The sequence below is a fragment of the Rhodobacteraceae bacterium M385 genome, assembly GCA_025141835.1.
Taxonomy (GTDB): domain Bacteria; phylum Pseudomonadota; class Alphaproteobacteria; order Rhodobacterales; family Rhodobacteraceae; genus Gymnodinialimonas.
This window is the reverse complement of record CP081102.1, coordinates 3,083,548-3,106,079: the sequence shown is the minus strand read 5'-3', so window position 1 is coordinate 3,106,079 and position 22,532 is coordinate 3,083,548. Positions and strand designations below refer to the sequence as shown.

At 61.1% G+C, this 22,532-nt stretch carries 25 protein-coding genes; 15 read left to right on the top strand and 10 right to left on the bottom strand.

Annotated features, from left to right (window positions below):
- The first annotated feature begins 249 nt into the window (after positions 1-249).
- The 5 genes from yajC to K3728_15185 are packed head-to-tail and all read left to right on the top strand — an operon-like array spanning position 250 to position 4,334.
- Complete coding sequence (yajC, locus tag K3728_15205) at positions 250-531, top strand: preprotein translocase subunit YajC (GenBank protein UWQ95022.1); 282 nt, start codon at positions 250-252, stop codon at positions 529-531.
- 45 nt (positions 532-576) lie between these two features.
- Positions 577-2,247, top strand: a complete 1,671-nt coding sequence (gene secD / locus K3728_15200; protein UWQ95021.1) for a protein translocase subunit SecD — start codon at positions 577-579, stop codon at positions 2,245-2,247.
- Positions 2,248-2,250: 3 nt separating this feature from the next.
- Entirely contained in the window at positions 2,251-3,231 is a 981-nt protein-coding gene (gene secF, locus K3728_15195; GenBank protein UWQ95020.1) for a protein translocase subunit SecF, read from the top strand.
- Positions 3,224-3,976, top strand: a complete 753-nt coding sequence (locus tag K3728_15190) for a sulfite exporter TauE/SafE family protein (protein UWQ95019.1) — start codon at positions 3,224-3,226, stop codon at positions 3,974-3,976. The genes secF and K3728_15190 overlap by 8 nt, the downstream gene beginning before the upstream one ends.
- A 4-nt stretch (positions 3,977-3,980) precedes the next feature.
- On the top strand, positions 3,981-4,334 hold the full coding sequence (locus tag K3728_15185) for an Mth938-like domain-containing protein (protein UWQ95018.1): 354 nt from the start codon (positions 3,981-3,983) through the stop codon (positions 4,332-4,334).
- Here K3728_15185 and K3728_15180 read toward each other — a convergent pair.
- The 3 genes from K3728_15180 to K3728_15170 all read right to left on the bottom strand — a co-directional run bounded on the left by K3728_15180 (position 4,331) and on the right by K3728_15170 (position 6,402).
- Complete coding sequence (locus K3728_15180; GenBank protein ID UWQ97581.1) at positions 4,331-5,044, bottom strand: DUF1194 domain-containing protein; 714 nt, start codon at positions 5,042-5,044, stop codon at positions 4,331-4,333. The genes K3728_15185 and K3728_15180 overlap by 4 nt on opposite strands.
- A complete protein-coding gene (locus K3728_15175; protein ID UWQ95017.1) occupies positions 5,038-5,466 on the bottom strand; it encodes a VOC family protein in 429 nt (142 codons plus the stop codon). The genes K3728_15180 and K3728_15175 overlap by 7 nt, the downstream gene beginning before the upstream one ends.
- A 102-nt stretch (positions 5,467-5,568) precedes the next feature.
- Positions 5,569-6,402, bottom strand: a complete 834-nt coding sequence (locus tag K3728_15170; protein UWQ95016.1) for a DUF817 domain-containing protein — start codon at positions 6,400-6,402, stop codon at positions 5,569-5,571.
- A 93-nt stretch (positions 6,403-6,495) separates the two neighbouring features.
- On the opposite strand from K3728_15170, the gene thyX reads away from it, so the two are divergent.
- Both thyX and K3728_15160 read left to right on the top strand, forming a co-directional pair.
- Entirely contained in the window at positions 6,496-7,401 is a 906-nt protein-coding gene (gene thyX / locus K3728_15165) for an FAD-dependent thymidylate synthase (GenBank protein ID UWQ95015.1), read from the top strand.
- Complete coding sequence (locus tag K3728_15160; GenBank protein ID UWQ95014.1) at positions 7,398-8,120, top strand: DUF4145 domain-containing protein; 723 nt, start codon at positions 7,398-7,400, stop codon at positions 8,118-8,120. Before thyX ends, K3728_15160 begins: the two co-directional genes overlap by 4 nt.
- 537 nt (positions 8,121-8,657) lie before the next feature.
- Here K3728_15160 and K3728_15155 read toward each other — a convergent pair.
- The gene (locus K3728_15155; GenBank protein ID UWQ95013.1) at positions 8,658-8,864 is read right to left on the bottom strand and encodes a cold-shock protein; all 207 of its coding nucleotides are present in this window, start codon (positions 8,862-8,864) and stop codon (positions 8,658-8,660) included.
- Between the two features lie 188 nt (positions 8,865-9,052).
- On the opposite strand from K3728_15155, the gene K3728_15150 reads away from it, so the two are divergent.
- Complete coding sequence (locus K3728_15150; GenBank protein UWQ95012.1) at positions 9,053-9,364, top strand: arsenate reductase; 312 nt, start codon at positions 9,053-9,055, stop codon at positions 9,362-9,364.
- 92 nt (positions 9,365-9,456) lie between these two features.
- Entirely contained in the window at positions 9,457-9,825 is a 369-nt protein-coding gene (locus K3728_15145) for a hypothetical protein (GenBank protein UWQ95011.1), read from the top strand.
- A gap of 100 nt (positions 9,826-9,925) precedes the next feature.
- On the opposite strand, the gene K3728_15140 is transcribed toward K3728_15145, so the two are convergent.
- The 4 genes from K3728_15140 to K3728_15125 all read right to left on the bottom strand — a co-directional run bounded on the left by K3728_15140 (position 9,926) and on the right by K3728_15125 (position 13,955).
- Entirely contained in the window at positions 9,926-10,522 is a 597-nt protein-coding gene (locus tag K3728_15140) for a Hint domain-containing protein (GenBank protein UWQ95010.1), read from the bottom strand.
- Positions 10,523-10,676: 154 nt separating this feature from the next.
- Complete coding sequence (thrS, locus tag K3728_15135; GenBank protein ID UWQ95009.1) at positions 10,677-12,623, bottom strand: threonine--tRNA ligase; 1,947 nt, start codon at positions 12,621-12,623, stop codon at positions 10,677-10,679.
- A 175-nt stretch (positions 12,624-12,798) separates the two neighbouring features.
- Positions 12,799-13,212 carry an MAPEG family protein gene (locus K3728_15130; protein UWQ95008.1) on the bottom strand — a complete coding sequence of 138 codons (414 nt, stop codon included), beginning with the start codon at positions 13,210-13,212 and terminating at the stop codon, positions 12,799-12,801.
- Positions 13,212-13,955 carry a metalloregulator ArsR/SmtB family transcription factor gene (locus K3728_15125; protein UWQ95007.1) on the bottom strand — a complete coding sequence of 248 codons (744 nt, stop codon included), beginning with the start codon at positions 13,953-13,955 and terminating at the stop codon, positions 13,212-13,214. The genes K3728_15130 and K3728_15125 overlap by 1 nt, the downstream gene beginning before the upstream one ends.
- A 164-nt stretch (positions 13,956-14,119) precedes the next feature.
- On the opposite strand from K3728_15125, the gene K3728_15120 reads away from it, so the two are divergent.
- The 6 genes from K3728_15120 (at position 14,120) to K3728_15095 (ending at position 20,623) form a co-directional block, all read left to right on the top strand.
- Entirely contained in the window at positions 14,120-14,860 is a 741-nt protein-coding gene (locus K3728_15120; GenBank protein ID UWQ97580.1) for an alpha/beta hydrolase, read from the top strand.
- On the top strand, positions 14,853-15,836 hold the full coding sequence (locus tag K3728_15115) for an alpha/beta fold hydrolase (protein UWQ95006.1): 984 nt from the start codon (positions 14,853-14,855) through the stop codon (positions 15,834-15,836). The genes K3728_15120 and K3728_15115 overlap by 8 nt, the downstream gene beginning before the upstream one ends.
- 248 nt (positions 15,837-16,084) lie before the next feature.
- Positions 16,085-17,407 carry a histidinol dehydrogenase gene (gene hisD / locus K3728_15110; GenBank protein UWQ95005.1) on the top strand — a complete coding sequence of 441 codons (1,323 nt, stop codon included), beginning with the start codon at positions 16,085-16,087 and terminating at the stop codon, positions 17,405-17,407.
- A gap of 230 nt (positions 17,408-17,637) precedes the next feature.
- Positions 17,638-18,393, top strand: a complete 756-nt coding sequence (locus tag K3728_15105; GenBank protein UWQ95004.1) for an SDR family oxidoreductase — start codon at positions 17,638-17,640, stop codon at positions 18,391-18,393.
- Positions 18,390-19,424 carry a LacI family DNA-binding transcriptional regulator gene (locus tag K3728_15100; protein ID UWQ95003.1) on the top strand — a complete coding sequence of 345 codons (1,035 nt, stop codon included), beginning with the start codon at positions 18,390-18,392 and terminating at the stop codon, positions 19,422-19,424. The genes K3728_15105 and K3728_15100 overlap by 4 nt, the downstream gene beginning before the upstream one ends.
- A 164-nt stretch (positions 19,425-19,588) precedes the next feature.
- Entirely contained in the window at positions 19,589-20,623 is a 1,035-nt protein-coding gene (locus K3728_15095) for a hypothetical protein (GenBank protein UWQ95002.1), read from the top strand.
- A 73-nt stretch (positions 20,624-20,696) separates the two neighbouring features.
- Here the strand turns inward: K3728_15095 and K3728_15090 are convergent, their stop codons facing one another.
- Together K3728_15090 and phaZ are read right to left on the bottom strand one after the other, a co-directional pair.
- Positions 20,697-21,260, bottom strand: a complete 564-nt coding sequence (locus tag K3728_15090; protein ID UWQ95001.1) for a hypothetical protein — start codon at positions 21,258-21,260, stop codon at positions 20,697-20,699.
- Entirely contained in the window at positions 21,257-22,531 is a 1,275-nt protein-coding gene (gene phaZ, locus K3728_15085; protein UWQ95000.1) for a polyhydroxyalkanoate depolymerase, read from the bottom strand. Before phaZ ends, K3728_15090 begins: the two co-directional genes overlap by 4 nt.
- Position 22,532 lies beyond the last annotated feature (1 nt).

Here is a 22,532-nt window from a genome sequence, read left to right as displayed (position 1 = left end):
GCGGGGGAAGGGGCGGCGTTGCGTGTCTGGCCTCGTCCCGCTGTGGCCCAATTGCGGGATGGATCACGCGGAAATGTGTGGCGGGAAGGCCGGGCCGAGGCCCGGTCTACGCGATGGCACTTGCGCCGCTGCATATCTGCGCCCATCTGGCACCCAAGCACATTGCACTCAGCCAACCGCGCCCTTAGGGTGCCGCAACTTTTCAACATCGGGTGCTTGGCACCCAAGAAACTTTAAGGACGCAAGCCCATGGAAGCCTTCGGCCAGGTAGTTCCGCTGATCCTGATCCTCGTGATCATGTATTTCTTCCTCATCCGCCCTCAGCAAAAGAAGGTGAAAGATCATCAGGCGATGGTCGAGGCGCTGCGGCGCGGGGATGAAGTTGTCACCCAAGGTGGCCTGATCGGCAAGATCACCAAGGTCAAAGACGAGACCGAGGTTGAGGTCGAGATTGCCAAGGACGTGAAGATTCGCGTTCTGCGCCCCACGATTGCTCAGGTCCGTTCCAAGACCGAGCCTGCCAACGACTGATCTCTTGGCGCTTCCCCCGAGCCCCAAGAACGTAAGGACGACCCCATGCTGCAGATCCCTCTCTGGAACCGGCTGTTCATCATACTGACGGTTCTTGTGGGCCTTAGCTTTGCGATGCCCAACTTTTTTTACGGCACCGTAGAACGGCACAATGACGCGTTGGCTGAGATTGAGCGGACGGGCGCGGAAACACCGCAACAGACCGAGGATGTCGCGGCCTGGCCCGGCTATCTGCCTGCGACGTTGGTTAATCTGGGGTTGGACCTGCGGGGCGGGGCGCATTTGCTGGCCGAAGTGCAGGTGGAAGACGTCTACGTTCAGCGCATGGACAGCCTGTGGCCGGAAGTGCGCGATGCCCTGCGCGAGCTGCGCGATGTGGTCGGCACGATCCGCCGTGTCGATGCAGAGCCGGGCCTGCTTCAGGTGCGCATCAGTCAGCCCGAAGGCATGGTATCGGCCCTTGCCGCCGTGCGCGAATTGGGCCAGCCGGTTGTCAGCCTGACCGGTGGTTTTGGCGAAAGCACGTTGGATGTCAGTGGCGCGGGTGACGTCATCACCGTGCGACTCAGCGAATCCGAGCAAGCAGCAACCAACGACCGCACCTTGCAGCAGAGCATTGAAATCGTGCGCCGCCGTGTGGATGAGGCCGGCACGCGGGAGCCGACCATTCAGCGCCAAGGCGCGGACCGTATCCTTATTCAGGTGCCGGGCATCGGCTCGGCGCAGGAACTCAAAGAGCTGATCGGCACCACCGCCCGGCTGACCTTCCACCCCGTCGTGGGACGCGCCAGCGGCCCCGATGCCGATACCGACTCGCGCCAGATGGTGCTGCCGTCGGTGGATGAGGGGGACGGCTACTATATCCTTGAGGAAACTCCCGTTGTGACGGGCGATGACCTTGTGGACAGCCAACCGGGCTTTGACCAACAGACCGGAGAGGCCATCGTTACCTTCCGCTTCAACCCAACGGGCGCGCGGGCCTTTGGGGAATATACCGCCGCCAACGTGGGCGCGCCCTTCGCGATCGTGCTTGATGAAGAGGTGATTTCCGCCCCTGTCATCCGTTCGGCCATTACCGGCGGTGCGGGCCAGATCAGCGGCAACTTCACCGTGGAAGGCTCGACCGAACTGGCAATTCTGCTCCGTGCCGGGGCATTGCCTGCGGAAATGACCTTCCTTGAAGAACGCACCATCGGGCCAGAGCTTGGCGCGGACAGTGTGCAAGCGGGCCAAACCGCGGCACTGATCGCCTTTGCCGCCGTCTTGATCTTCATGGTTGCCAGCTACGGCCTGTTTGGGGTCTTCGCCTCGATCGCGTTGATCCTGAACGTGGGGCTGATCTTTGGTATTCTGTCCCTGATCGGGGCCACCCTGACATTGCCCGGTATCGCGGGGATCGTGTTGACCATCGGTATGGCCGTTGACGCCAACGTGCTGGTGTTTGAGCGTATCCGAGAGGAACTCAAGACCGCCAAAGGCCCTGCAAGGGCCATCGAGTTGGGCTATGAGCGCGCCTTGTCCGCCATCATCGACGCCAACATCACGACATTCATCATTGCCACCATCCTTTTCGTTCTGGGTTCCGGCCCCGTGCGCGGCTTCTCGGTCACGCTGGGGATCGGGATCGTGACATCGGTATTCACGGCAATCTACGTGACACGCCTTTTGGTGGTTTACTGGTTCGAGCGGAAACGCCCGAAGAAAATCGAGGTATAAGTGATGCGTCTTCGTCTAGTCCCGCAAGAAACCTCGTTCGATTTCTTCAAACACGCCCGTCTGACCTTTGGCGCGTCTATCGTGGCGGTCATCGCCTCGCTGGTGATCTGGGCCATGGTCGGCCTGAACTTCGGCATCGACTTTCTGGGCGGCACGACGATCCGCACCGACAGCACGGTGCAGGTTGAGGTCGGGGAATACCGGGCTGCCTTGGACCCTTTGAACCTTGGCGACGTGGTGATTTCCGAGGTGTTCGACCCGAACTTTGCCGACGACCAGCACGTTGTCACCGTGCGCATCCAAGCCCAAGAAGGCGCGGAGGCCGTGACACCAGAGGTCATCACCGCCATCCAAACCGCCCTGCAAGAGGCCGTGGACCCCGCGATGACCTTCCCGTCGGTTGAATCCGTCGGCCCCAAGGTCTCGGGAGAGTTGATTCAGACGGCGATTATCGCGGTTCTGGCCTCGCTTGGGGCGATCCTTGTCTACATCTGGCTGCGGTTCGAATGGCAGTTTTCCGTCGGCGCGGTTGCCGCCCTGATCCATGACGTGATCCTGACCATCGGCGTGTTCAGCCTGTTCCAGATCCGGTTTGAGCTGGCCACAGTGGCGGCGCTGCTGACCATCGTGGGCTATTCGATCAACGACACCGTGGTGATCTTCGACCGCCTGCGCGAGAACTTGATCAAATACAAACAGATGGCCCTGCGCGACGTCATGAACCTGTCCGCCAATGAAACCCTGAGCCGGACCCTGATGACATCGGGCACCACGCTGATTGCGTTGATTGCGCTGTTGGTTCTGGGCGGCGATGTGATCCGTGGCTTTGTCTTCGCCATCGCTTGGGGCGTTGTTGTGGGGACGTACTCCTCGATCTATGTGGCCAAGAACGTGGTGCTGATGATCGGCGTGAAACGCGACTGGTCCAAGCCGTCGGACGGTGGCGGCGCATCGGGCACCCAATTCGCCAATATTGATGCCTGAGGCCCTTACTCTGGCCCTGCAAACGCCGGGGCTGGAGTGGGTTATCTGTGCGGGCTTTCTGGCGGCATTGGTTTACGGCTTTGCGGGCTTCGGCTCGGCCCTGATCTTCATGCCTCTGGCGACCATTTTCATGCCGCCGCCCCTGGCGATTGCGGCATTCTCTCTATCGGCGCTTGGGTCGCTGGTGACGGTTTTTCCGGGCGCGTGGAAATCGGCCGACAAGGGGCAAACCCTGATGGTTGTGGCCATGTCGATCGTGTTCATGCCGGTGGGCATCTTCCTTCTTCGCATCGCCCCCGAGGTGACAATCCGCACCGCCGTTTGCGTTGTCACCCTGCTGACGCTGGTTCTACTGGTATCGGGTTGGAAAGTCCCCTTGCGGGGCGGGCGGGGGCTGCAACTGGGCGTTGGCGCCTTGGCGGGTATTACCGGCGGCTCTACCGGTCTGAACGGCCCCCCGGTGATCCTGTTCAACCTTGGCACCGATCAGCCGGTGGCGGTGACCCGTGGCAATCTTGCCTGCTTCCTGACGTTGAATTCGCTTTTCATGATGCCGTTGATGTGGGCGCAGGGGTTGGTGGACGCGCGGGCGTTCTTTCTGGGGCTGATCTTGTTGCTGCCATACGCGCTTGGTGGTTTTGTAGGGGTGCAATTGTTCCGTCCCGGTGGCGCGGCGCTTTACCGAACAATTGCCTTTGTGTTGATCGGCGTGGCAGGTGTGATGGGCCTGCCGATATGGGGATAGAGCCATGCGTATGAACGAAGTGCAGTTTGATGAAAGCAACCCCGTGGACGGCTACGGGCCGGGCTTCTTCCGCGTCGGCGGAGAGCGGTTTGACGGCGCGGTTTTGCTGCTGCCCTCGGGCGCGGCGCTTTGGGGCGGCTACGAGGATGCCGATGCTTTGGTTGCCGCCGCGACAGAGGTGGACGTGCTACTGCTTGGCACCGGGGCCGAGATTGCCCATCCCCCCGCTGCCCTGCGCCGCGCCGTGGAAGCGGCAGGATTGGGGCTGGAGGTTATGGCCTCGCCGGCGGCGTGCCGGACCTATAACGTGTTGCTTGCCGAAGGCCGCCGCGTGGGCGCTGCGATGTTGCCCGTCTAGGGTGTCAGTGAAGGCGGAATGAGACCGCCGAAGATCATCGCCCGCAATTCCCGTTCCAGTTTGCGCTGAATGGCCTCGGCGAAATGGTCGTGGTTCACGGCGTATTCCACGAAAGCGCCGGGGCCGTGGATCACCTCTGCGGCGAAGTAATCCTCAATCTCTCTCGACGCGCCGCCAATGGCGAGGCCATTCACCGTGACCCCGTCGAAGTCGAAATGCTCGAAGGCGGCGGCGGGGGCGAAACCGTCATTGTTCTGCCCATCGCCCGAGATATCGAGGGTTTGGAACAAGCAATCCGGCGCTTCGTCAAAGCGGGTGGCAGCGAAGCCCAGGGCGTAACCGAGCGCGGTGGGGTGATCTTGCGTGCCCCGTTGCGATCCGGCGATCCTTTCGGCGATGCGAAGTAGGTCGCCCTCGGACCGGATCAGGGTCCAATCCACCAGCACCTCTTGTTGGAAGCGCCCGGACCATTCGAAGATTGATAGGGCGACGGGGCCGGGGCCGCTGAAAAAGGCGTCAGACACCACCGGATCAATCAGTGCGGCGGCAAGGCCATCCACCTGCAACCGGTACTCTGCCACATCGACCGAGGCCGATACGTCCAGCCCCAATTGTAGGGCCAGACGGCAGTCTTCCTGCGCCGCAATCGGCGCAGCTGCGAGGAGGCAAGCGGCGTAAGCCGTCGCGCCGAGGAGGCGCTGACCTACCAATGCCCCGTGTTTTCCATGGAGGCCCAAGGCTCCGCCGGGGCCAAAGGCTCCCCTTCCTGCAACAACTCAATCGAGACATTGTCGGGCGAGCGCACGAAAGCCATATGGCCGTCACGCGGAGGGCGATTGATGGTGACGCCGTTGTCCTGCAAATGCTGGCACATGGCGTAGATGTCATCGACACGGTAGGCGAGGTGGCCAAAGTGGCGGCTGTCCGACGGCAGGCCGTCGTCGCCATCCCAGTTATAGGTCAGCTCGACACTGGCGTTCTCTTGGCCCGGAGGCGACAGGAAGATGAGCGAGAACCGTCCGCCCTCATTCTCGATCCGCCGGGTCTCTTCCAGCCCCAGAAGTTTGAAGAACGCGATCGAGGCGTCCAGGTCTTTCACGCGCACCATCGTATGCAGGTAGCGAATTGCCATTATGTACTTCTCCATTGTGCCGTCTCGCCCCTCGGGAACGGGGCGGGATCGGTGTTACATCCCAGTGTAGCGCCATGAGCGGGGCAAAAACTACCCCGCCGTTCAGTCACTTTCGCGGGGGGAGGGGCGGATTTCATCGTCGTGCATGGCGTCGCGCACCACCAGCGTGACCGTCACAAAGGCCACGAACAGCAGCAAATACCACGACCCGAACTTACCGATATCCACGAGGCCAATGTCGCCTTGCACCGCGTAGCTCCACGTCTGGGTGAAGGTGCCCACGTTCTCTGCGATCCACAGCAACCAAGCCGACAGAAACGCGCCGACGGGCAAGCGGATGGCGATGGGCTTGTGCCGGATAAACAGCCAAATCTTCGTGCGCCAAAACAGGAATAACGTGGCCGCAAACAGCAGCCACCGGATGTCGTAAGTGTAATGGTGCGTGTAGAAATTCGCGTAGATGGCCACGGCCAGCACATAGGTCGCCCAGAACGGAGGATAGGGGGCGAACTGGATATGAAAGAACCGGATCGAGCGGGCAATGAAGCTGCCGACGCTGGCGTACATGAAGCCCGAAAACAGCGGCACACCGCCAATTTCCAGAATGCCCTGATCGGGATAATCCCACGATCCTTGGGCCAACTTGAAAATCTCCATCACGGTGCCGGTGATGTGGAAAATGAGGATGACTTTCGCCTCCTCCCAAGTCTCTAACCCGCGCCAGATGAACACGATCTGTGTGACCACCGCGAACACCACCAGCGCGTCATACCGTGCAAGGGGCCAATCGTCGTTCCAGATCAATCTTGTGGCAATGATCGCCGACAAGATCATCACGCCAAACAGCGCCGCCCATAAAAGCTTGGCGAAAAACACCATGACGCCGGGCCATCCCGCCGTCATCCGTTCCAGTTTCGCCACGCCGTCGCTTGCCATGATGCCTCATTATCTTGCGATTGGTTTGCCGCTTAGGGCAATATGTGGCCTTAAGGCCCTCGCCAACCTGATTCCTCCACAAGGACAAATGTCATGCCCCTGACCCCTGAACAACTGGAGGATATCCAAGCCTCTCGCGCCAACCCCCAACCAACCCTTCGGGCCGTTGCTCCGGGGATGGAACAGCACCTCTACGAGGCCAAGCCGGTGCTGGACCATGGCTTCGTTCGGGTCATCGACTACATGGGCGACGATGCCGCCATCGTCCAAGCCGCCCGTGTGTCTTACGGCGCGGGCACCAAAAAAGCTCGTGATGACAGTGGCTTGATCCGCTACCTGATGCGTCACTGGCACTCTACCCCGTTTGAGATGTGTGAACTGAAGCTCCACGTCAAACTGCCCGTCTTCGTGGCCCGTCAGTGGATCCGCCACCGTACTGCCAACGTGAACGAATACTCGGCCCGCTACTCGATTCTGGATCGGGAGTTCTACATTCCCCGCGTCGAAGACCTCGCCGCGCAATCGGTGGTCAACAATCAGGGCCGGGGAGAGGCGCTTTCGGGTGAAGAGGCTGAACGCGTCCTGCGCTACCTCAAGGACGACGCGGGCCGTGCCTATGACCATTACGAGGAGATGATCTCCGATGACGGCCAGCAAGGCTTGGCCCGCGAGTTGGCCCGCATGAACCTGCCCGCCAACATCTACACCCAATGGTATTGGAAAGTGGACCTGCACAACCTGTTCCACTTCCTCCGCCTGCGCGCCGATGAGCACGCCCAATACGAGATCCGCGTCTACGCCGACGCCATCTGCGAAATGGTCAAAGACTGGGTCCCCGCCGCCTACGGCGCGTTTGAGGACTACCGCATGGGCGGGATCAATCTTTCTGCCAAAGGCGTCGAGGTGCTGAAGCGGCGGCTTGCGGGCGAAGAGGTGACACAGGAGTCGTCAGGCATGAGCAAAGGCGAATGGCGGGAGCTGATGGGGGCGTTTGAGTGAGCCGCGATTGGGGGAGAAATGAGCTGGCGTTTCCGCTAGATCGTGACAGCTGGGTAGGTGGAACCACTAACACTCGGGGTGCGTCGGTTCCAAATGCTCTCAAGATCACCTGCCCAATGTGCGGTACAATTAGCACGTTCGGTTGTTCCGGTCTTAGAGACATTGGAGGGAAAGAGTGTTGTTCAACCACGAGCCAGTGCCCAGCATGTGGGGAAAGGGTTTTCTTTTTTGGTTTTATGCCAGTAGTTGACGAAGCGCCGCGGGAATTGGAAATTATCGTATTTACGGAACGAAGCTCTGTACTTGCAATCAAGAACTACAAGTCTGCTGTAGATGAGAGAATTGTCCGATCCTATGAGGCGGCAATACACGCGTTTAATTCAAAAAATTATTCTGCATCTCTGGTTATGGCAGGTCGCACCCTTGAGGGCGTATTCAAATTGCTACTGGGATCAGGTTCCGAAAATAAAACGCTTGGCAGTTTGGTTGACAAGGCCTCGCAGGAGATTGGTCTGGAAGGGCCCCTAAAGAAACTTGCTAAGCTGATAAAGGATGGCCGAAATTTAGGCGCTCACTTCGATTTAGAAACGGAACCAAATAAAGATATTGCTCAACCCGTTCTGGAGTTGACCGAGTACTTGATTGAATACTATTTTGTTTTGCCGTCGCGAATTTTAGCCGCAGAGGAAGAACTGGAATCAAAGTCGGCGGAATACTAGTGTGCGATCTGGATCGCATCGAATTTCCAGCCCCCCCGCTCGGCGCGGAATCAAGGCCTCAGGCCGCCGCGCATCGCCGGGCCGCCCCCCGGCACGGCGATTTGGCTGAGGCTTGACGCTCCTTCGATAGAAAGCGCCTAAGCAGCTACCATAAAGTGGCAAAAACACCTGTTGGATCGCCGCACCGCGGCCCGCCGATGCGCGGCTTGGGGGGGCGTCGCCAAAGCTTGGCTCTCCTCCGATAGAAAGCGCCTAAGCTGCTACCATAAGGTGGCAAGATCACCCGTCCGATCGCCGCACCGCGGCCCGCCGATGCGCGGCTTGGGGGGACGTCGACAAAGCTTGGCGCTCTTCCGATAGAAAGCACCTAAGCAGCTCCCGTAAAGGGGCAAAAACACCCGCTGGAACGCCGCGCCGCGGCCCGTCGATGCGCGGCCTCGACGGTGCCCGTCCCGTAGACCGGGCCTCGGCCCGGGGCGCCCCAATAACCCAAGCCACCCCGCGAAAAGTAAACCGGGCCGAGGCCCGGTCTACGGTTTATACCTTAACCAATTCCACCGCGCTTTCGCGGCCGTCGCGGCCCTCGCGCAATTCATAGCTTAGCTTCGTGTCGTCCGGCAGATCCGTCCAGCCCGCCCGCTCCACGGCGGAGATGTGGACGAAAACGTCGCTCCCGCCTGTGTCAGGTGCGATAAATCCAAAACCTTTCGTGGTGTTAAACCACTTCACTGTCCCAGTAGGCATGTTCCCGTGTCTTCCCATTCTAAAGCCCGCCCACAGACGTTGCGGCGGTGTGATGCGCGGTTGCGTGCAGCGCATGGCGAAATGATGCGGGGATTTTTGCGGAACTCAAGACCCTGTTTTGGCCCTGTGGTGCAGTGGCGTGAGTTTGCTTATGTAGGGGGCGGACACAGTGACCGAAGGAAAAGATCATGCGCGTATACGGGGTTAAGGCCTGCGACACCTGCCGCAAGGCGGTGAAGGCATTGGGGGCAGAGCTGGTGGATATCCGGGCCACGCCCTTGGACGCGGCGCAGATCGCGGCCTTCCACAGCACCTTCGGAGAGGCGCTGGTCAACACACGCTCCACCACATGGCGCGGCTTGTCCGAGGCCGAGCGGGCGATGGACCCGGTGGCCCTGATTGCGGCGCATCCCACGGTGATGAAACGCCCGGTGATCGAAAAGGATGGCGCACTGACCCTGGGCTGGACCAAGGACGTGCAGGCGCACTACGGCGTATGAGGAGAGGGGAAACGGGAGCTGTGTTTCACCCTCGTGACGCGGCCCCCACGGCCCCATCTGATATTCAACGCAACAATGACGGAGACACCTAAATGCGCAATGCGGCCCTTGTTCTTGGATTGATTGGCGGCGTGCTCGCCATGATCGTGGGCTTCTTTGTCTACGGCTATACGGTGTTCATTGATTGGTTCGGGGAAATCCCCGACCTTGCCTATCAGGTTGATAACCCACAACTCTACCGCACGATGGCGTTCGTTTCGCCGCTTTTGGCGATTGCAGGCGGGGCCATGGCCAAGGCGCGGGCGTTGTGGGGCGGTGTCTTGATGCTGCTGGCGGCTGCGGCGATGCTTTACGCCTTCGGGTTCGGCGTCTTCACCATGTTCCCCATTGCCATGTGTGGTCTGGGTGGGGTGCTGGCGATCGCGGCGGGGCGTCCGGACGAAGAACGCGCCCACTTTTAAGCGATCGCCAGGTGCCGCGTGCAGAGTGCTGCCGCGGCTCCGACCACCATCCTGTCCGCCGTCCTGCCCCCAGATCGCAGGGGAATGGCGGCCAAAGTGGCTAGGCCGGGATAGGCCGGAAAATGCGGATATCCTGGACCAACTGTGGCACATGCACATCGAAGGCCACTTCCGACGTCCTGTCGGCATCCAATTCCACCCAAATGCCGCCGGCGCAGATTTGTTGCGCGGCGGGCAGGTGCAGGCGGATGAAGTGGATGCCCTCTTCCGGGATCACGCGGCGGATCAGGCCACCATCGCAAAACGCCTTGGCGGGAAACCGGGTCAGGCTATTGGGATCTTCTGCCCAGGAAACCGGGCAATCAGCCGAGATTAGAATAGCCGATGTTTCGGTCATGGAGGGCAGCGCATTAGGGTCAAAACGCACCGGCGCGGCCTCGGGCATGTCGTGGAGCTGGCGTTTCGTGAAGTGGAAATGCTCGATCTCGGTGATCGGCTCCAACGTACCAAGGCGGGTCAAGACCCGTTGCCCAACGGACAATTCGCTTAGCGCCTGAAAGCCTTGCTCAGTTTGAATGGGGGTCTGCGCGGCGAAAGCCTGTTTAGGAAGCGTCGGCACCTGGATCGGTTCTGAGGCTTCCGATCTTTCGTCCAGACGCAGCTCTGCTGAGCGCGAAAGTTGGCTAGTGAATTGCATACTCGATACCTACCTTGCGCCGGTTCTCCGGCGTCAAAGGTTGTATACTTCGCGAGCTGGGACGGGAGAGGGGCCGAAATATGGCAAATGTGCGATAGAAGGTTAACCGAGCGTTAACGCCGTGCACCCCAAGGAGGCGCACGGCGTCAACAAATTAACGCAAATCTGGCGCGATGGCCTCGGCGGTTAGGCTTTCGATCACTTCCGCCAAAGGCACGACCTGGGTCTGTTTCTCGCCCAAACGGCGCAGAGTAACGGTGCGATTCTCAACCTCTTGTCGGCCTACGGCAAGGATCACCGGTACTTTGCCCACCGAATGCTCGCGCACTTTGAAGTTGATCTTCTCGTTGCGAATATCGGCCTCGGCCCGAACCCCGGCGGCGCGCAGGGCGGCGACGGTGTCGTGAACGAATTCATCGGCATCGGACACGATAGAGGCCACAACCACCTGACGCGGTGCCAGCCAGAACGGCAGCTTGCCCGAGTGTTCCTCGATCAAGATGCCGATGAACCGCTCAAAGCTGCCAAGGCAGGCGCGGTGCAGCATGACGGGGCGATGTTTGGCACCATCCTCGGCGATAAAGGTCGCGTCGAGCCGTTCGGGGAGGACGAAATCGACCTGATGGGTGCCACATTGCCAATCGCGGCCAATGGCGTCGGTCAGGACGAACTCCAGCTTGGGGCCGTAGAACGCGCCTTCGCCGGGGTTCATCTCTGGCTCGATCCCTGCGGCGCGGGTGGCGCGCAGAAGCGCGTCTTCGGCCTTGTCCCAGATCTCATCGCTGCCCGAGCGGACCTCGGGACGGGTGGAGAATTTGACCCGGAATTCGGGGAAGCCCAAATCTTGGTAAATCGAGGTCAGATAGTCGATATAAACCTTGGTTTCTTCCTCGATCTGGTCTTCGCGGCAGAAGATGTGGCCATCGTCTTGGGTGAAGCCACGCACCCGCATGATGCCGTGCAACGCGCCCGAAGGCTCGTACCGCGCGCAAGAGCCGAATTCAGCCATCCGCAGAGGCAAGTCACGGTAAGACTTCTGACCTTGGTTAAAAATCTGGACGTGGCAGGGGCAGTTCATCGGTTTGAGCGCGTTCACCGCCTTTTCACGGGCGTGATCTTCGTCCACTTCGACGATGAACATGTTTTCCTGATACTTGTCCCAATGGCCGGAATCTTCCCACAGTTTGCGGTTCACCAACTGCGGCGTGTTGACCTCGACGTAGCCGCCGGCGCGTTGCTTGCGGCGCATGTAGTCTTGCAGCTCGGTGTAGATGGTCCAGCCGTTGGCGTGCCAGAAAACCTGTCCGGGCGCTTCTTCCTGCATGTGGAAGAGGTCCATTTCCCGGCCCAAGCGACGGTGATCGCGTTTGGCGGCTTCTTCCAGAAAATTCAGGTGTTTCTTGAGGTCATCGCGGTTCTTGAACGCGACGCCGTAGATGCGCTGCAACATGGGGCGGGTGTTGTCGCCAAGCCAATAGGCGGCGGCCACGGACATGAGTTTGAACGCATCGGCAGGCACCTGGCCCGTGTGTTGCAGGTGCGGACCCCGGCAAAGGTCCATCCATTCGCCGTGCCAATACATGCGGATCGGCTCATCCCCGGGGATGCGGTCGAGGAGTTCGACTTTGTAAGGCTCGTTAGTGGATTCGTAATGGGCGCGGACCCGGTCGCGGTCCCACACTTCGGTGCGCACGGCGTCACGGGCGTTGATGATTTCTTTCATCTTCGCCTCAATCGCGCCGAGGTCATCGGGGGTGAACGGTTCTTCCCGGTCAAAGTCGTAGAACCAACCGCTATCGCGCACGGGGCCGATGGTGACTTTGACGTCGGGCCACAACTCTTGCACGGCGCGGGCCATGATGTGGGCGCAGTCGTGGCGGATCAACTCGAGCGCTTGATCGTCGTCTTTGAGGGTGTGGATCGCCACGGTGGCGTCGGCATCAATCGGCCACTGGAGGTCATGGTGTTCGCCGTTGACCGTGGCAGAGATGGCTTTTTTGCCGAGGGATGAAGAGATGCTAGCGGCGACCTCAGCAGGGGTAATGCCGGCGTCAAAGTCACGCGCGTTGCCATCGGGGAAAGTGAGGGAGATTTGGGCCATCTTTCCGGCTCCTCGTCAGTTTGGCGCCTACGAAACGCCCGGTTGCGGGTATGTGTGTGGCGGCGTTTTCGCGGCGGGCGCGAGAAATGTCAACGGCGGCGCGCGGCGAGGGGGCAGGATTGAGTTGTATTGGCCAAGATGAAGGGGGAGCGGTGTGGCCCCCCCGACGGTGGCGTTAGGGGGTGAGGAAGATGGAGGCCCCGAGCAGGAGGATGCAGACCCAACCAGAGGTGAAGATCAGGGGGCGCAGGGGCATTTGGGTAAAGCCCGAGATCATGCCGATGGCATGGGCGGTCCGGAGCCAGAAAAAGGCGATGGCGGTCCAATAGGTCAGCACGGTGAAGCCATCGATGAGGTGAAGGATGAGGATAAGGATCGCGAAGGGGAAGGATTGTTCCAGAAGGTTGAGGTGGGCGCGATTGGCGCGCAGGACCCAATCGGGCAGGGCGGCACCGTCATAGGGGCGCTGAAAGGTGTTGATGCCGTCGGGCAGGTGTTTGTTGACGCCAATGATATAGGGAATCCAGAGCGAGGCGGCGAGGAGCATAAGGCAGGTGAGAATGCCGAGCTCGGTAGGGAGGGTGGCCATTATGCGGCTCCTTTCAAGGCTTTACCGGTTTCGAGGTAGGACTTCAGCGAGGAAGCAAGGCGGGCCCATCCTTCGGCGAAGCCTTCCTGGCCGGGGGCGATATCGTAGTGTTCGATGGTGAGTTTGCAGGCGTCTTCCTGGGGTTCGATCAGGTAGACCATGTGAGAGGCGGGGGCATCGGGGCCCATGAAGAGCGGCTCGAACGTTTGGGCGATGCGGGTCTTCGGGTCCAGCTCGGTCGTGACCTGGCGCAGCATGGGGTCACCGCCGGGGGTAATGAATTCGGTCACGTTGCCAGGGAGGGCATCGCCGCGAACCTCGTTGCAGACGAAGTGGTAGGCAGCCATGTGATCGGCTTTGGTCAGCGCGTCCCAAAGGGCGTCTTGGGTGCAGCGGATGAAGGTCTGCATCATGAAATCGGGTTTGCCCATCGCGTGGCTCCTTTCAAGTTTTGCTTTAAGGTCAGAGAGTTGTTTGGCTTGGGGTTGCAGGAAGGGCGCGACCCAACGGTCAAGCATTTCTTGCAGGGGCAGGGGGTTGAGGTAGTGGTATTTGAACCGTCCCTGCCGTTTCGTGACGATCAGGCCCGCGTCTTCCAGCAGCTTGAGGTGCTTCATGACGCCGAAGCGGGTCATGTCGAATTGAGGTTCCAGATCGGTGAGGGATTGGCCGTCGGAGGCACGCAAACTGTCGAGGATGGCGCGCCGCGCCGGGTCGCTGAGGGCTTTGAAGAGGGTGTCCATGGAATCGCTTATAGGTGATTATTTAGTCACGTGACAAGTGAGTCACTTAAATTTGGCAATGCTCCGCCCATCGGTGGCGGGCGGGATTGCGGAATATGGCGCGGCGGGGCAGGGTCTGCGCCAGAAATTTAGCGCCAGAACCGGAGGAATAATCCTTGGCCGAGATGCAGTATCTAGAGACCGACGCGGGACGCCGTCTTGCCTATCACAAATTCTCGGGCCGCCGGACGGGCGTGGTGTTTTTGGGCGGTCTGCGCTCGGACATGACCGGGTCCAAGGCTATGCATCTGGAGGCCTGGGCGCGCCGATCGGGCAGGGAGTTCTTGCGGTTTGATTATTCGGGCCACGGGGCGAGCTCGGGGCAGTTCAACGAAGGGTGCATTGGCGATTGGGCCGAGGATGCCATGGCCGCGATTGATGCGCTGACCGAGGGGCCGCAGGTGATTGTAGGATCGAGCATGGGGGGCTGGATCAGCCTGTTGATGGCCAAGCACAGGCCCGACCGGGTGGCGGGTCTTGTGACCGTCGCGGCTGCGCCGGATTTCACCGAGAATGGCTACTGGAAGGTCTGGGATGAGGAAAAGCGCACGACGCTGATGGAGGAAGGGCAGGTTGCGCTTCCCTCGGAGTACGGCGAGCCGATGATCATTACCAAGCGGTTGATCGAGGACGGGCGGGATCATCTGGTCTTGACCGAGCCGTTGCGGATCGACGTGCCGGTGCGCATGCTTCAGGGCACGGCGGATGTGGATGTGACGATGGATGTGGCCCTTGGGGTGCTGGACCATGTCGAGGGGCCGGATGTGCGGTTGGAACTGGTGAAAAACGCCGATCACCGGTTTTCGGACGCGGCTTGTTTGGACACGATCACACGGGCCGTGGAAGAGGTTTTGGCCCATGGCTAGGCTGATCTGGGGGCTTGTTCGCGTCATTGCGCTGGTGGCGATCGTGATTGGCGCATTCCTGTATCTTGGGCCGGTGGATCAGGTCCAGCGCGGGACCGTGGAAGCGCCCGATCTGGACGATCCCGATGGTTGGCTCGCGGCGCGGGAAGCCCGGTTTGATGACATCACCGACGGCACAGAGGCGCGGATTGTCTGGGCCACGGAACCGGGCGCACAAAGCGATGTGGTGGTGCTGTATCTGCACGGGTTCTCGGCCACATCAGAGGAAATCCGCCCGGTGCCTGACCTTGTGGCCGAGGCGTTGGGGGCGAACCTGATCTTTGCAAGGCTGCCCGGCCACGGCCGATCTGGGGCGGCGATGGCGGAACCCCGAGCCGGGGAGTGGCTGGACGAGACCGAGGCGATGTTGCGATTGGCGCGGGGGATTGGCGACCGGGTGGTGGTGATTGGAACCTCGACCGGGGCGACCTTGGCGTCATGGGCGGCCAGTGACACGGCAATGGCGCAGGATGTGGCGGCGATGGTGTTGATCTCGGCCAATTATGAGCTGGCCAATCCGGCGGGGGCCTTGCTGGAGCTGCCGCTGGCAAGGGTCTGGGCGCCTTGGGTCGCCGGGGCGGAACGGTCTTTTGAGGCGGTGAACGAGTACCACGAGGCCTATTGGACAACGGCCTACCCCACAGGGGCGACGGTGACTCTGGGCACCTTGCTGCGGGAGACACGGGCAAGGGATTACAGCGAGGTGAGAACGCCCGCGCTTTTCCTGTTCGCCGATACGGATCAGGTGATCTCGGCCCCGGCTTTGCGGGCATTCGCACAAGGATGGGGGGGAGAGGTGACGCTGGTCCCTGTGCCAGTGCCAGAGCAGGGGGGCGACCCGTTCCATCATGTGATTGCTGGCGATATCTTGAGCCCGGCCCTGACGGAACGGGTGGTTGATGACGTGACGGCGTGGCTGCGCGAGACGTTGTATTGACCGATAGCTAGGGGTGTCGGCGGCTTTGCCGACGACCGCGTGGGGGCGCTGCCCCCACACCCCCGTGAAGGGGGCTGTCTGCCCCCTTTCAAATCCCCCGAGGATATTTTTGGAACAAGGAAGCATCGGGGCGTGTGCTCGGGTGTTGGAGGCGGCTTGGCGGTTCTTTGCATTCGTATGCAGAATCATCTTGAAGCGGGGCGGGGCGATTGTATCCTTCGGAAGAATGTCAGGGGGAGGGATGCCAGATGGCCGAATATCTTAAACGTGGAAAGCCTGCGGAGGAGCGGGCAGAGGACGACGCCAAGGTGCGCGGCACCGTGGAGGAGATATTGGCGGATATCGAGGCCCGAGGCGATGCGGCGGTGCGAGAACTATCTGCCAAGTTTGATGGCTATGAGCCGGAGGCGTTCCGGCTAAGTGCGTCGGAAATTGAGGCGGCGATGCAGAAGGTGTCGAGCCGGGAGATGGCCGACATTCGGTTTGCGCAGACGCAAATCCGACGCTTTGCCGAGGCGCAGCGGGCCTCGATGCGCGATGTGGAGGTGGAGACGATGCCGGGGGTGATCCTTGGCCATAAGAATATCCCGGTCAACTCGGTCGGGTGCTATGTGCCGGGGGGCAAGTTCCCGATGGTGGCCTCGGCGCATATGTCGGTGTTGACGGCGAAAGTGGCCGGGGTGAAGCGGATCGTGGCCTCGGCCCCGCCGGTCAATGGCGCCCCGCATCCGGCGATCGTGGCGGCGATGCAGGAAGGCGGTGCGGACGAGATCCTGGTGCTTGGCGGCGTGCAAGCTGTCGGGGCGATGGCCTTGGGAACCCAGAGCGTGAAGGCTGTCGATATGCTTGTGGGGCCGGGAAACGCCTTTGTGGCGGAGGCCAAGCGGCAATTGTTTGGGCGCGTGGGCATCGATCTGTTTGCCGGGCCGACGGAAACCTGCGTGATCGCTGATGACACCGTGGATGCGGAGCTATGCGCCACGGACCTGCTGGGGCAGGCGGAACATGGATATAATTCTCCGGCGGTGTTGATTACCAACTCCCGCGCCTTGGCGGAGGCAACGTTGGCCGAGATTGAGCGGATTTTGCAGATCTTGCCGACGGCTGAAACGGCGCGGGTGAGTTGGGAGGAATATGGAGAAGTGATCCTATGCGACAGCTATGACGAGATGCTGGCCGTGTCCGAGGATATCGCCTCGGAGCATATTCAGGTAATGACGGACCGTGACGATTGGTTCTTGGAGAATATGACCAGCTATGGGGCGCTGTTTCTGGGGCCGCGCACCAATGTGGCGAATGGGGACAAGGTGATTGGAACCAACCACACGCTGCCCACGAAGAAGGCGGGGCGTTACACCGGCGGCCTGTGGGTGGGGAAGTTTCTGAAAACGCATTCCTATCAGAGGGTTGTGACCGATGAGGCCGCGACGCTGGTGGGGGAATATGGATCAAGGCTCTGCATGTTGGAGGGCTTTGTGGGCCACGCAGAGCAGTGCAATATCCGGGTCCGGCGCTATGGCGGGGTGAATGTGCCTTACGGCGAAGGGGCGCCGTATCGCGAGGCGGAGTAGCGCGCAGGCGGCGTGTCTGGGGCGAGCGGAGCGCTATAGGGGGCCAGCCCCCTCTGCGCATCCAAGGGATGCGCATACCCCCGGAGGTGTATGGGCCAAGATGAAGGAGCTTCCGAGCGGCGGAAATATTGCGAGAGAGGCACCGGGAACGTACACAAGTGCCTTATGGATGCGGGGGGACTCCCTGCGATTTGGGCTTAAATTGGGCCGACGATTTTGGAGTATTCTTGATGACATTGCCACGGACGCCGTCGTTTTCACTTGCCGGAAAGCGAGCCCTTGTTGCGGGGGGATCGCGGGGGATTGGGCTTGGGTGCGCTGTGGCGTTGGCCGAGGCGGGGGCTCATGTGATTATTGCCGCCCGCGGGCAGGAGGCTGTGAACGGGGCGGTGGCCGAGATGACAGAGGCGGGGTTCTCTGCCGAGGGCGTCGTTTTGGACATCACGGATATCGACGCCATGGGCGCGGCTGTTGCGGGGATGGGGCGGCTGGATGTGCTGTGTAATTCTGCGGGGTTGGCGCGGCACAGCGCGGCGACCGACACGACACCGGAAGACTTCGATGCAGTCAATAACGTCAACGTGCGGGCGGCGTATTTCCTTGCCCAAGCGGCGGCAGCGACGATGGACGGGGGCGGGTCGATCATTCAAGTGTCGAGCCAGATGGGCCATGTGGGGGGCATCGACCGGGCGGTGTACTGCGGCACGAAACATGCGGTTGAAGGGTTCACCAAGGCGATGGCGATCGAGTGGGGCGCGCGCAGCATTCGCGTCAACACGTTGTGTCCCACGTTCATCCGCACCCCCCTGACCGCGGCGACCTTTGCCGACCCAGAGAAGCGCGCCTGGATCGAGAGCAAGATCAAACTGCCCCGCGTGGCCGAAGTGGAAGATATCATGGGCGCGGTCCTGTTCCTTGCATCGGACGCGAGTGCCATGGTGACCGGCACGTCGATCCTTGTGGACGGCGGTTGGACCGCTGGATGACCGAGCAGAATGGGGGCGGCGGTAAGGTCACCTCGACCGACGTGGCGCGAAGGGCCGGGGTGAGCCAATCGGCGGTCAGCAGGGTGTTCACCCCCGGTGCCAGCGTATCGAAAAAGATGGCCGCACGGGTGCATGAGGCGGCGGATGCGTTGGGCTATCGGCCCAACGTTTTGGCCCGCTCTTTGATTACCGGGCGCTCCAAGATCATCGGTCTGGTGGTGGCTTATCTGGATAATCCCTTCTACCCCGATGCGCTGGAAAAGCTGAGCGCGGCCTTGCAGGCCAAGGGCTACCACATCCTGATTTTTCTGGCGGGAAACTCTCGGGGTGATGTGGATGAGGTGATTCAAAATCTGATGGATTATCAGGTGGATGGGATCATCACCGCCTCGATCAACTTGAGCGGAGAGCTGACGGATCGTTGCCGGGCTGTGGGCCTTCCGGTTTTGTTGTTCAACCGGGGCATCGAAGGCTCGGGCCTTAGCGCGGTGACCTCTGCCAACCGCGTGGGCGGGGCGAGGGTGGCCGATGCTTTGCTGGACGCGGGGCACCGACGGATCGCCACGATTTCCGGCTGGCTGGGGGCCTCTACCGGGCGCGACCGTCGCGATGGGTTCGTGGCGGCCCTCAAGGCGCGCGGCGCGGCCCTGCATGGGGAGGCGGATGGGATGTTCCAACGCGAAACAGCGGCGGAGGCGGCGCGCGATATGATGGAAAGCGCACAGCCCCCCGATGCGATTTTTGTGGGGAACGACCATATGGCGCTGGCCGTGATGGACCGGTTGCGCATCGAGATGGGCGTGGATGTCCCCGGCGATGTGTCGATCATCGGCTATGATGACGTGCCCATGGCGGCTTGGCCGTCCTACAAGCTTACGACCTTGCGCCAGCCGGTGAACCGGATGGTGGAGGCCGCAGTCAGCACGCTGTTGGCAGAGATCGAAACCGGGCGCGCGCCCGGCACAAGGGTTGAGATTGAGGGCGAATTGATCCGCCGCGCCTCTGCCCGGTTATCGCCCTTAGGCTCATGACCGGGGGGGGCACGGCGCCTTGTTGAATAGTTGCTCTCGTCGCGCCATTCTCCTTCCAGTGGTTTGGGTCTTCGAAAAGCCGCAGGCATGTCCTGAAGGCTGCCAAACAAAAGTTAAGGGACAGTTACGCCGACCCGGTCCGTATTTAAGTAAGGGATTATTTCATGAAATCAGCCTATTACGCTTTGGCCGCCCTATCGTTGGCGACAGCGCCGCTTCATGCCCAATCGTGGACGCCGCTGACCTCAGATTCCGGGGCGATCCTGTTCGCGTATGCTCAAGTGGAAGGCCGGACCTTGGGCTTTGGCTGCACCGCACCCTCGCCACAGGGGTTAGGGCTGATGGAGACAGGAAGCCACGAAAGCCACCTGACCGATCCGTTCGAGATGATCGTGGAGATCAGTGACTCCATCCTTACGTGGGAGCCGCCCTATACCATTGAGGGCATCGTGCTTTCCGTCGATGATGTGGGCTACGGCCTGCCGCCCTTGCAACTCAATGAGCTACAAGGTTCTGCCGTCTATCTGCCGATGACCGATCAGATGGTGTTGGCCTTGTTCGAGGCGCAGCGGCTCGTCCTCGATCCGGGCCAGGGGGTGGCATATGAGTATCCCGTGGATGGGTTGACCCAAGCGCTGGACACGGCGTTTTCCTATTGCGTGGGACGGTGGGTGGAGATGGGCAATCCCTTGCCCCCCGCGCTTAACCGATATCAGGGGACGGGGCAGGTGGCGGGCGTCGTTGTCGCGCCCGAGCCGGTTATCGCCCCTGCGCCACTCGATACGATCCCACCATTCATTGCAGAGGCCGCCGCCACGGGGTGCAGCGCCTCGGGCTACACGTTGGACGCGGCGGACCTGAGCATTGCCGACCTCGATGGCGACGGGGCCGAGGATTATTTGCTTAACCATAGTGCGGTACGCTGTGTCGATGGAATGAACGGGTGGTGCGGCGCGGCCAACTGCTCGATTGATGCGTTCCTTTCGACGCAGGATTTCTCGCGGAGAGAGGCGTTCTTGGGGATGGGGGCGGATCTTGTTCCGATGTCCGATGGCCGGACCGGAGTGCAGATTGCGGGCACGTTTTCCCTGTGCGGGGATACCGGGCTGTGTCCGGGGCCGCAGGTCTGGGATGGAAGCAACTTCTCGTTAGTCGCGGATACGACGCCGACCCCGGCCCCGTCCGGGCCAAAGGACTGACGTGGGAAATATCTTCGGTTTCTGGGTATAACCCAGGGGATAACCCTGTGAGCAAATCGCAAAAGCGATAGGCTCAGCCGCGGCCCGCATCACGCGGCAGAAGCTCGGGCTCCGCGACGGGCTGCCCCGTGCTCACGTCAAAAAACGGCGTGTCGCGCCAACGGCCCGAGACCAGCGCCGCGACGCTGCGTGACATCAGCGCCATGATCGAGGGTATCAACCGCGTGTGCTTCACCCCGCCACCGGGCTGCGCCACAAAGGCGTGGGTGCGGGCTTTGCCCAAAGGGGTGGCATCGGGAAAGATGGTTTGCACTGGACTGAAGAAAGAGAACTTCGGCGTGGTTGAACCGACACCCAATTGTGTGTTGCAGCATGCGGCATACCAGCGATACGGGCCCTTGGGCGACAGCCGTGCGATGGCCAGATTTTCAGCGCCTGCGTCGATCTTGAAGCGGTCCGGTGTGGTTTGGAAGACGCCCACACCTTCCAGTTGCGTCGCCTCCACGCCGAAGTGGCGCTGCGCCCGTGTGCAGCTTTCGCAATGGCAAATGGCAGGCGTGCCCGATCCGCGTTCCACCGCCAGCGTGCCGTTTGTGGCCCCGCATCGGCAGGACCATGGAAGGGAAGTCGCGTTCATTTTGCGGCTTTCTGCTTGGCCTTGGGTGCGGCTTTCGCCGTTCCCGCATTGGCGTCGATGAAATCGAGCACGAGGGGCCGGATGTTATTGCGCCAGGACTTGCCCGCGAAAATACCGTAGTGGCCGGCCTCGGGCTCAATGTAGTTGGCCTTCTTCTCGTCCGGCAGACCGGTCAACATATCCAGCGCAGCGACGCATTGGCCGGGGGCCGAGATGTCATCCTTGCCGCCTTCAACCGTCTTCACCGCGACCGAGGTGATCTTGCCGATATCCACCAACTTGCCATCCACCACGAAGGTGTTCTTGGCGATTTCGCGGTTCTTGAAGATACGTTCCACCGTCGTCAGGTAGAACTCGGCGGTCATGTCCATCACGGCAAGATATTCGTCGTAGAAGGCGTTGTGCTTGTCGTGGTCGCTCGCCTCGCCTTTGGACACGGCAACGATCTGATCGGTGAACGCCTTGGCGTGTTTCTCGGCGTTCATCGCCATGAAACTGGAAAGCTGCTGGATGCCGGGATACACCATCCGGCCCGCGCCCGCGTATTTGAAGCCGACGCGCTGCACGACGAACTTTTCCAACTGGCCCATCGTCACCCGGCGGCCAAAGTCGGTCACATCCGTGGCGGCGGCGTCGGGGTCAATCGGCCCGCCGATCAGGGTCAGGGTGCGCGGCTGTGCCTTGGGGTCTTCCTCGGCCAGATAGGCCGTGGCGGCCAGCGCCAGCGGTGCAGGCTGGCAGACCGCGATCACATTGGTGTCTGGGCCCATCTCGCGCATGAAATCAACAAGGTAGAGGGTGTAATCCTCAATATCGAACTTGCCTGCGCTAACCGGAATATCACGGGCGTTGTGCCAATCCGTGATGTAAACATCGGCGTCGGGAAGCAGCGAGATCACCGTTTTACGCAGCAGAGTGGCGTAGTGGCCGGACATCGGCGCCACGACCAGAACCTTGCGGCCCGTGGGCTCACGGCCCTGCACGTCAAAGCGGATCAGGTCGCCAAAGGGCCGTTCCATCACAGTCTCGATCGAGATCACGTGGTCGCGGCCGTCTTTGCCGGGGATCGAGGAGATACCCCAATCAGGCTTGGCCGCCATACGCTCAAAGCTGCGCTCTGTGACTTCGCCCCAGGCGGCGGTCAACTGAATGAACGGGTTCGCGGCAAGGCCAAGCTGCGGGTAGCTGCACATCGCGCGGGCAGACGCGCCCATCCACTGATTTGTGACGCGCATCGATTCCATTAGGTCGTAGGTGAGTAGCTGTCGCATA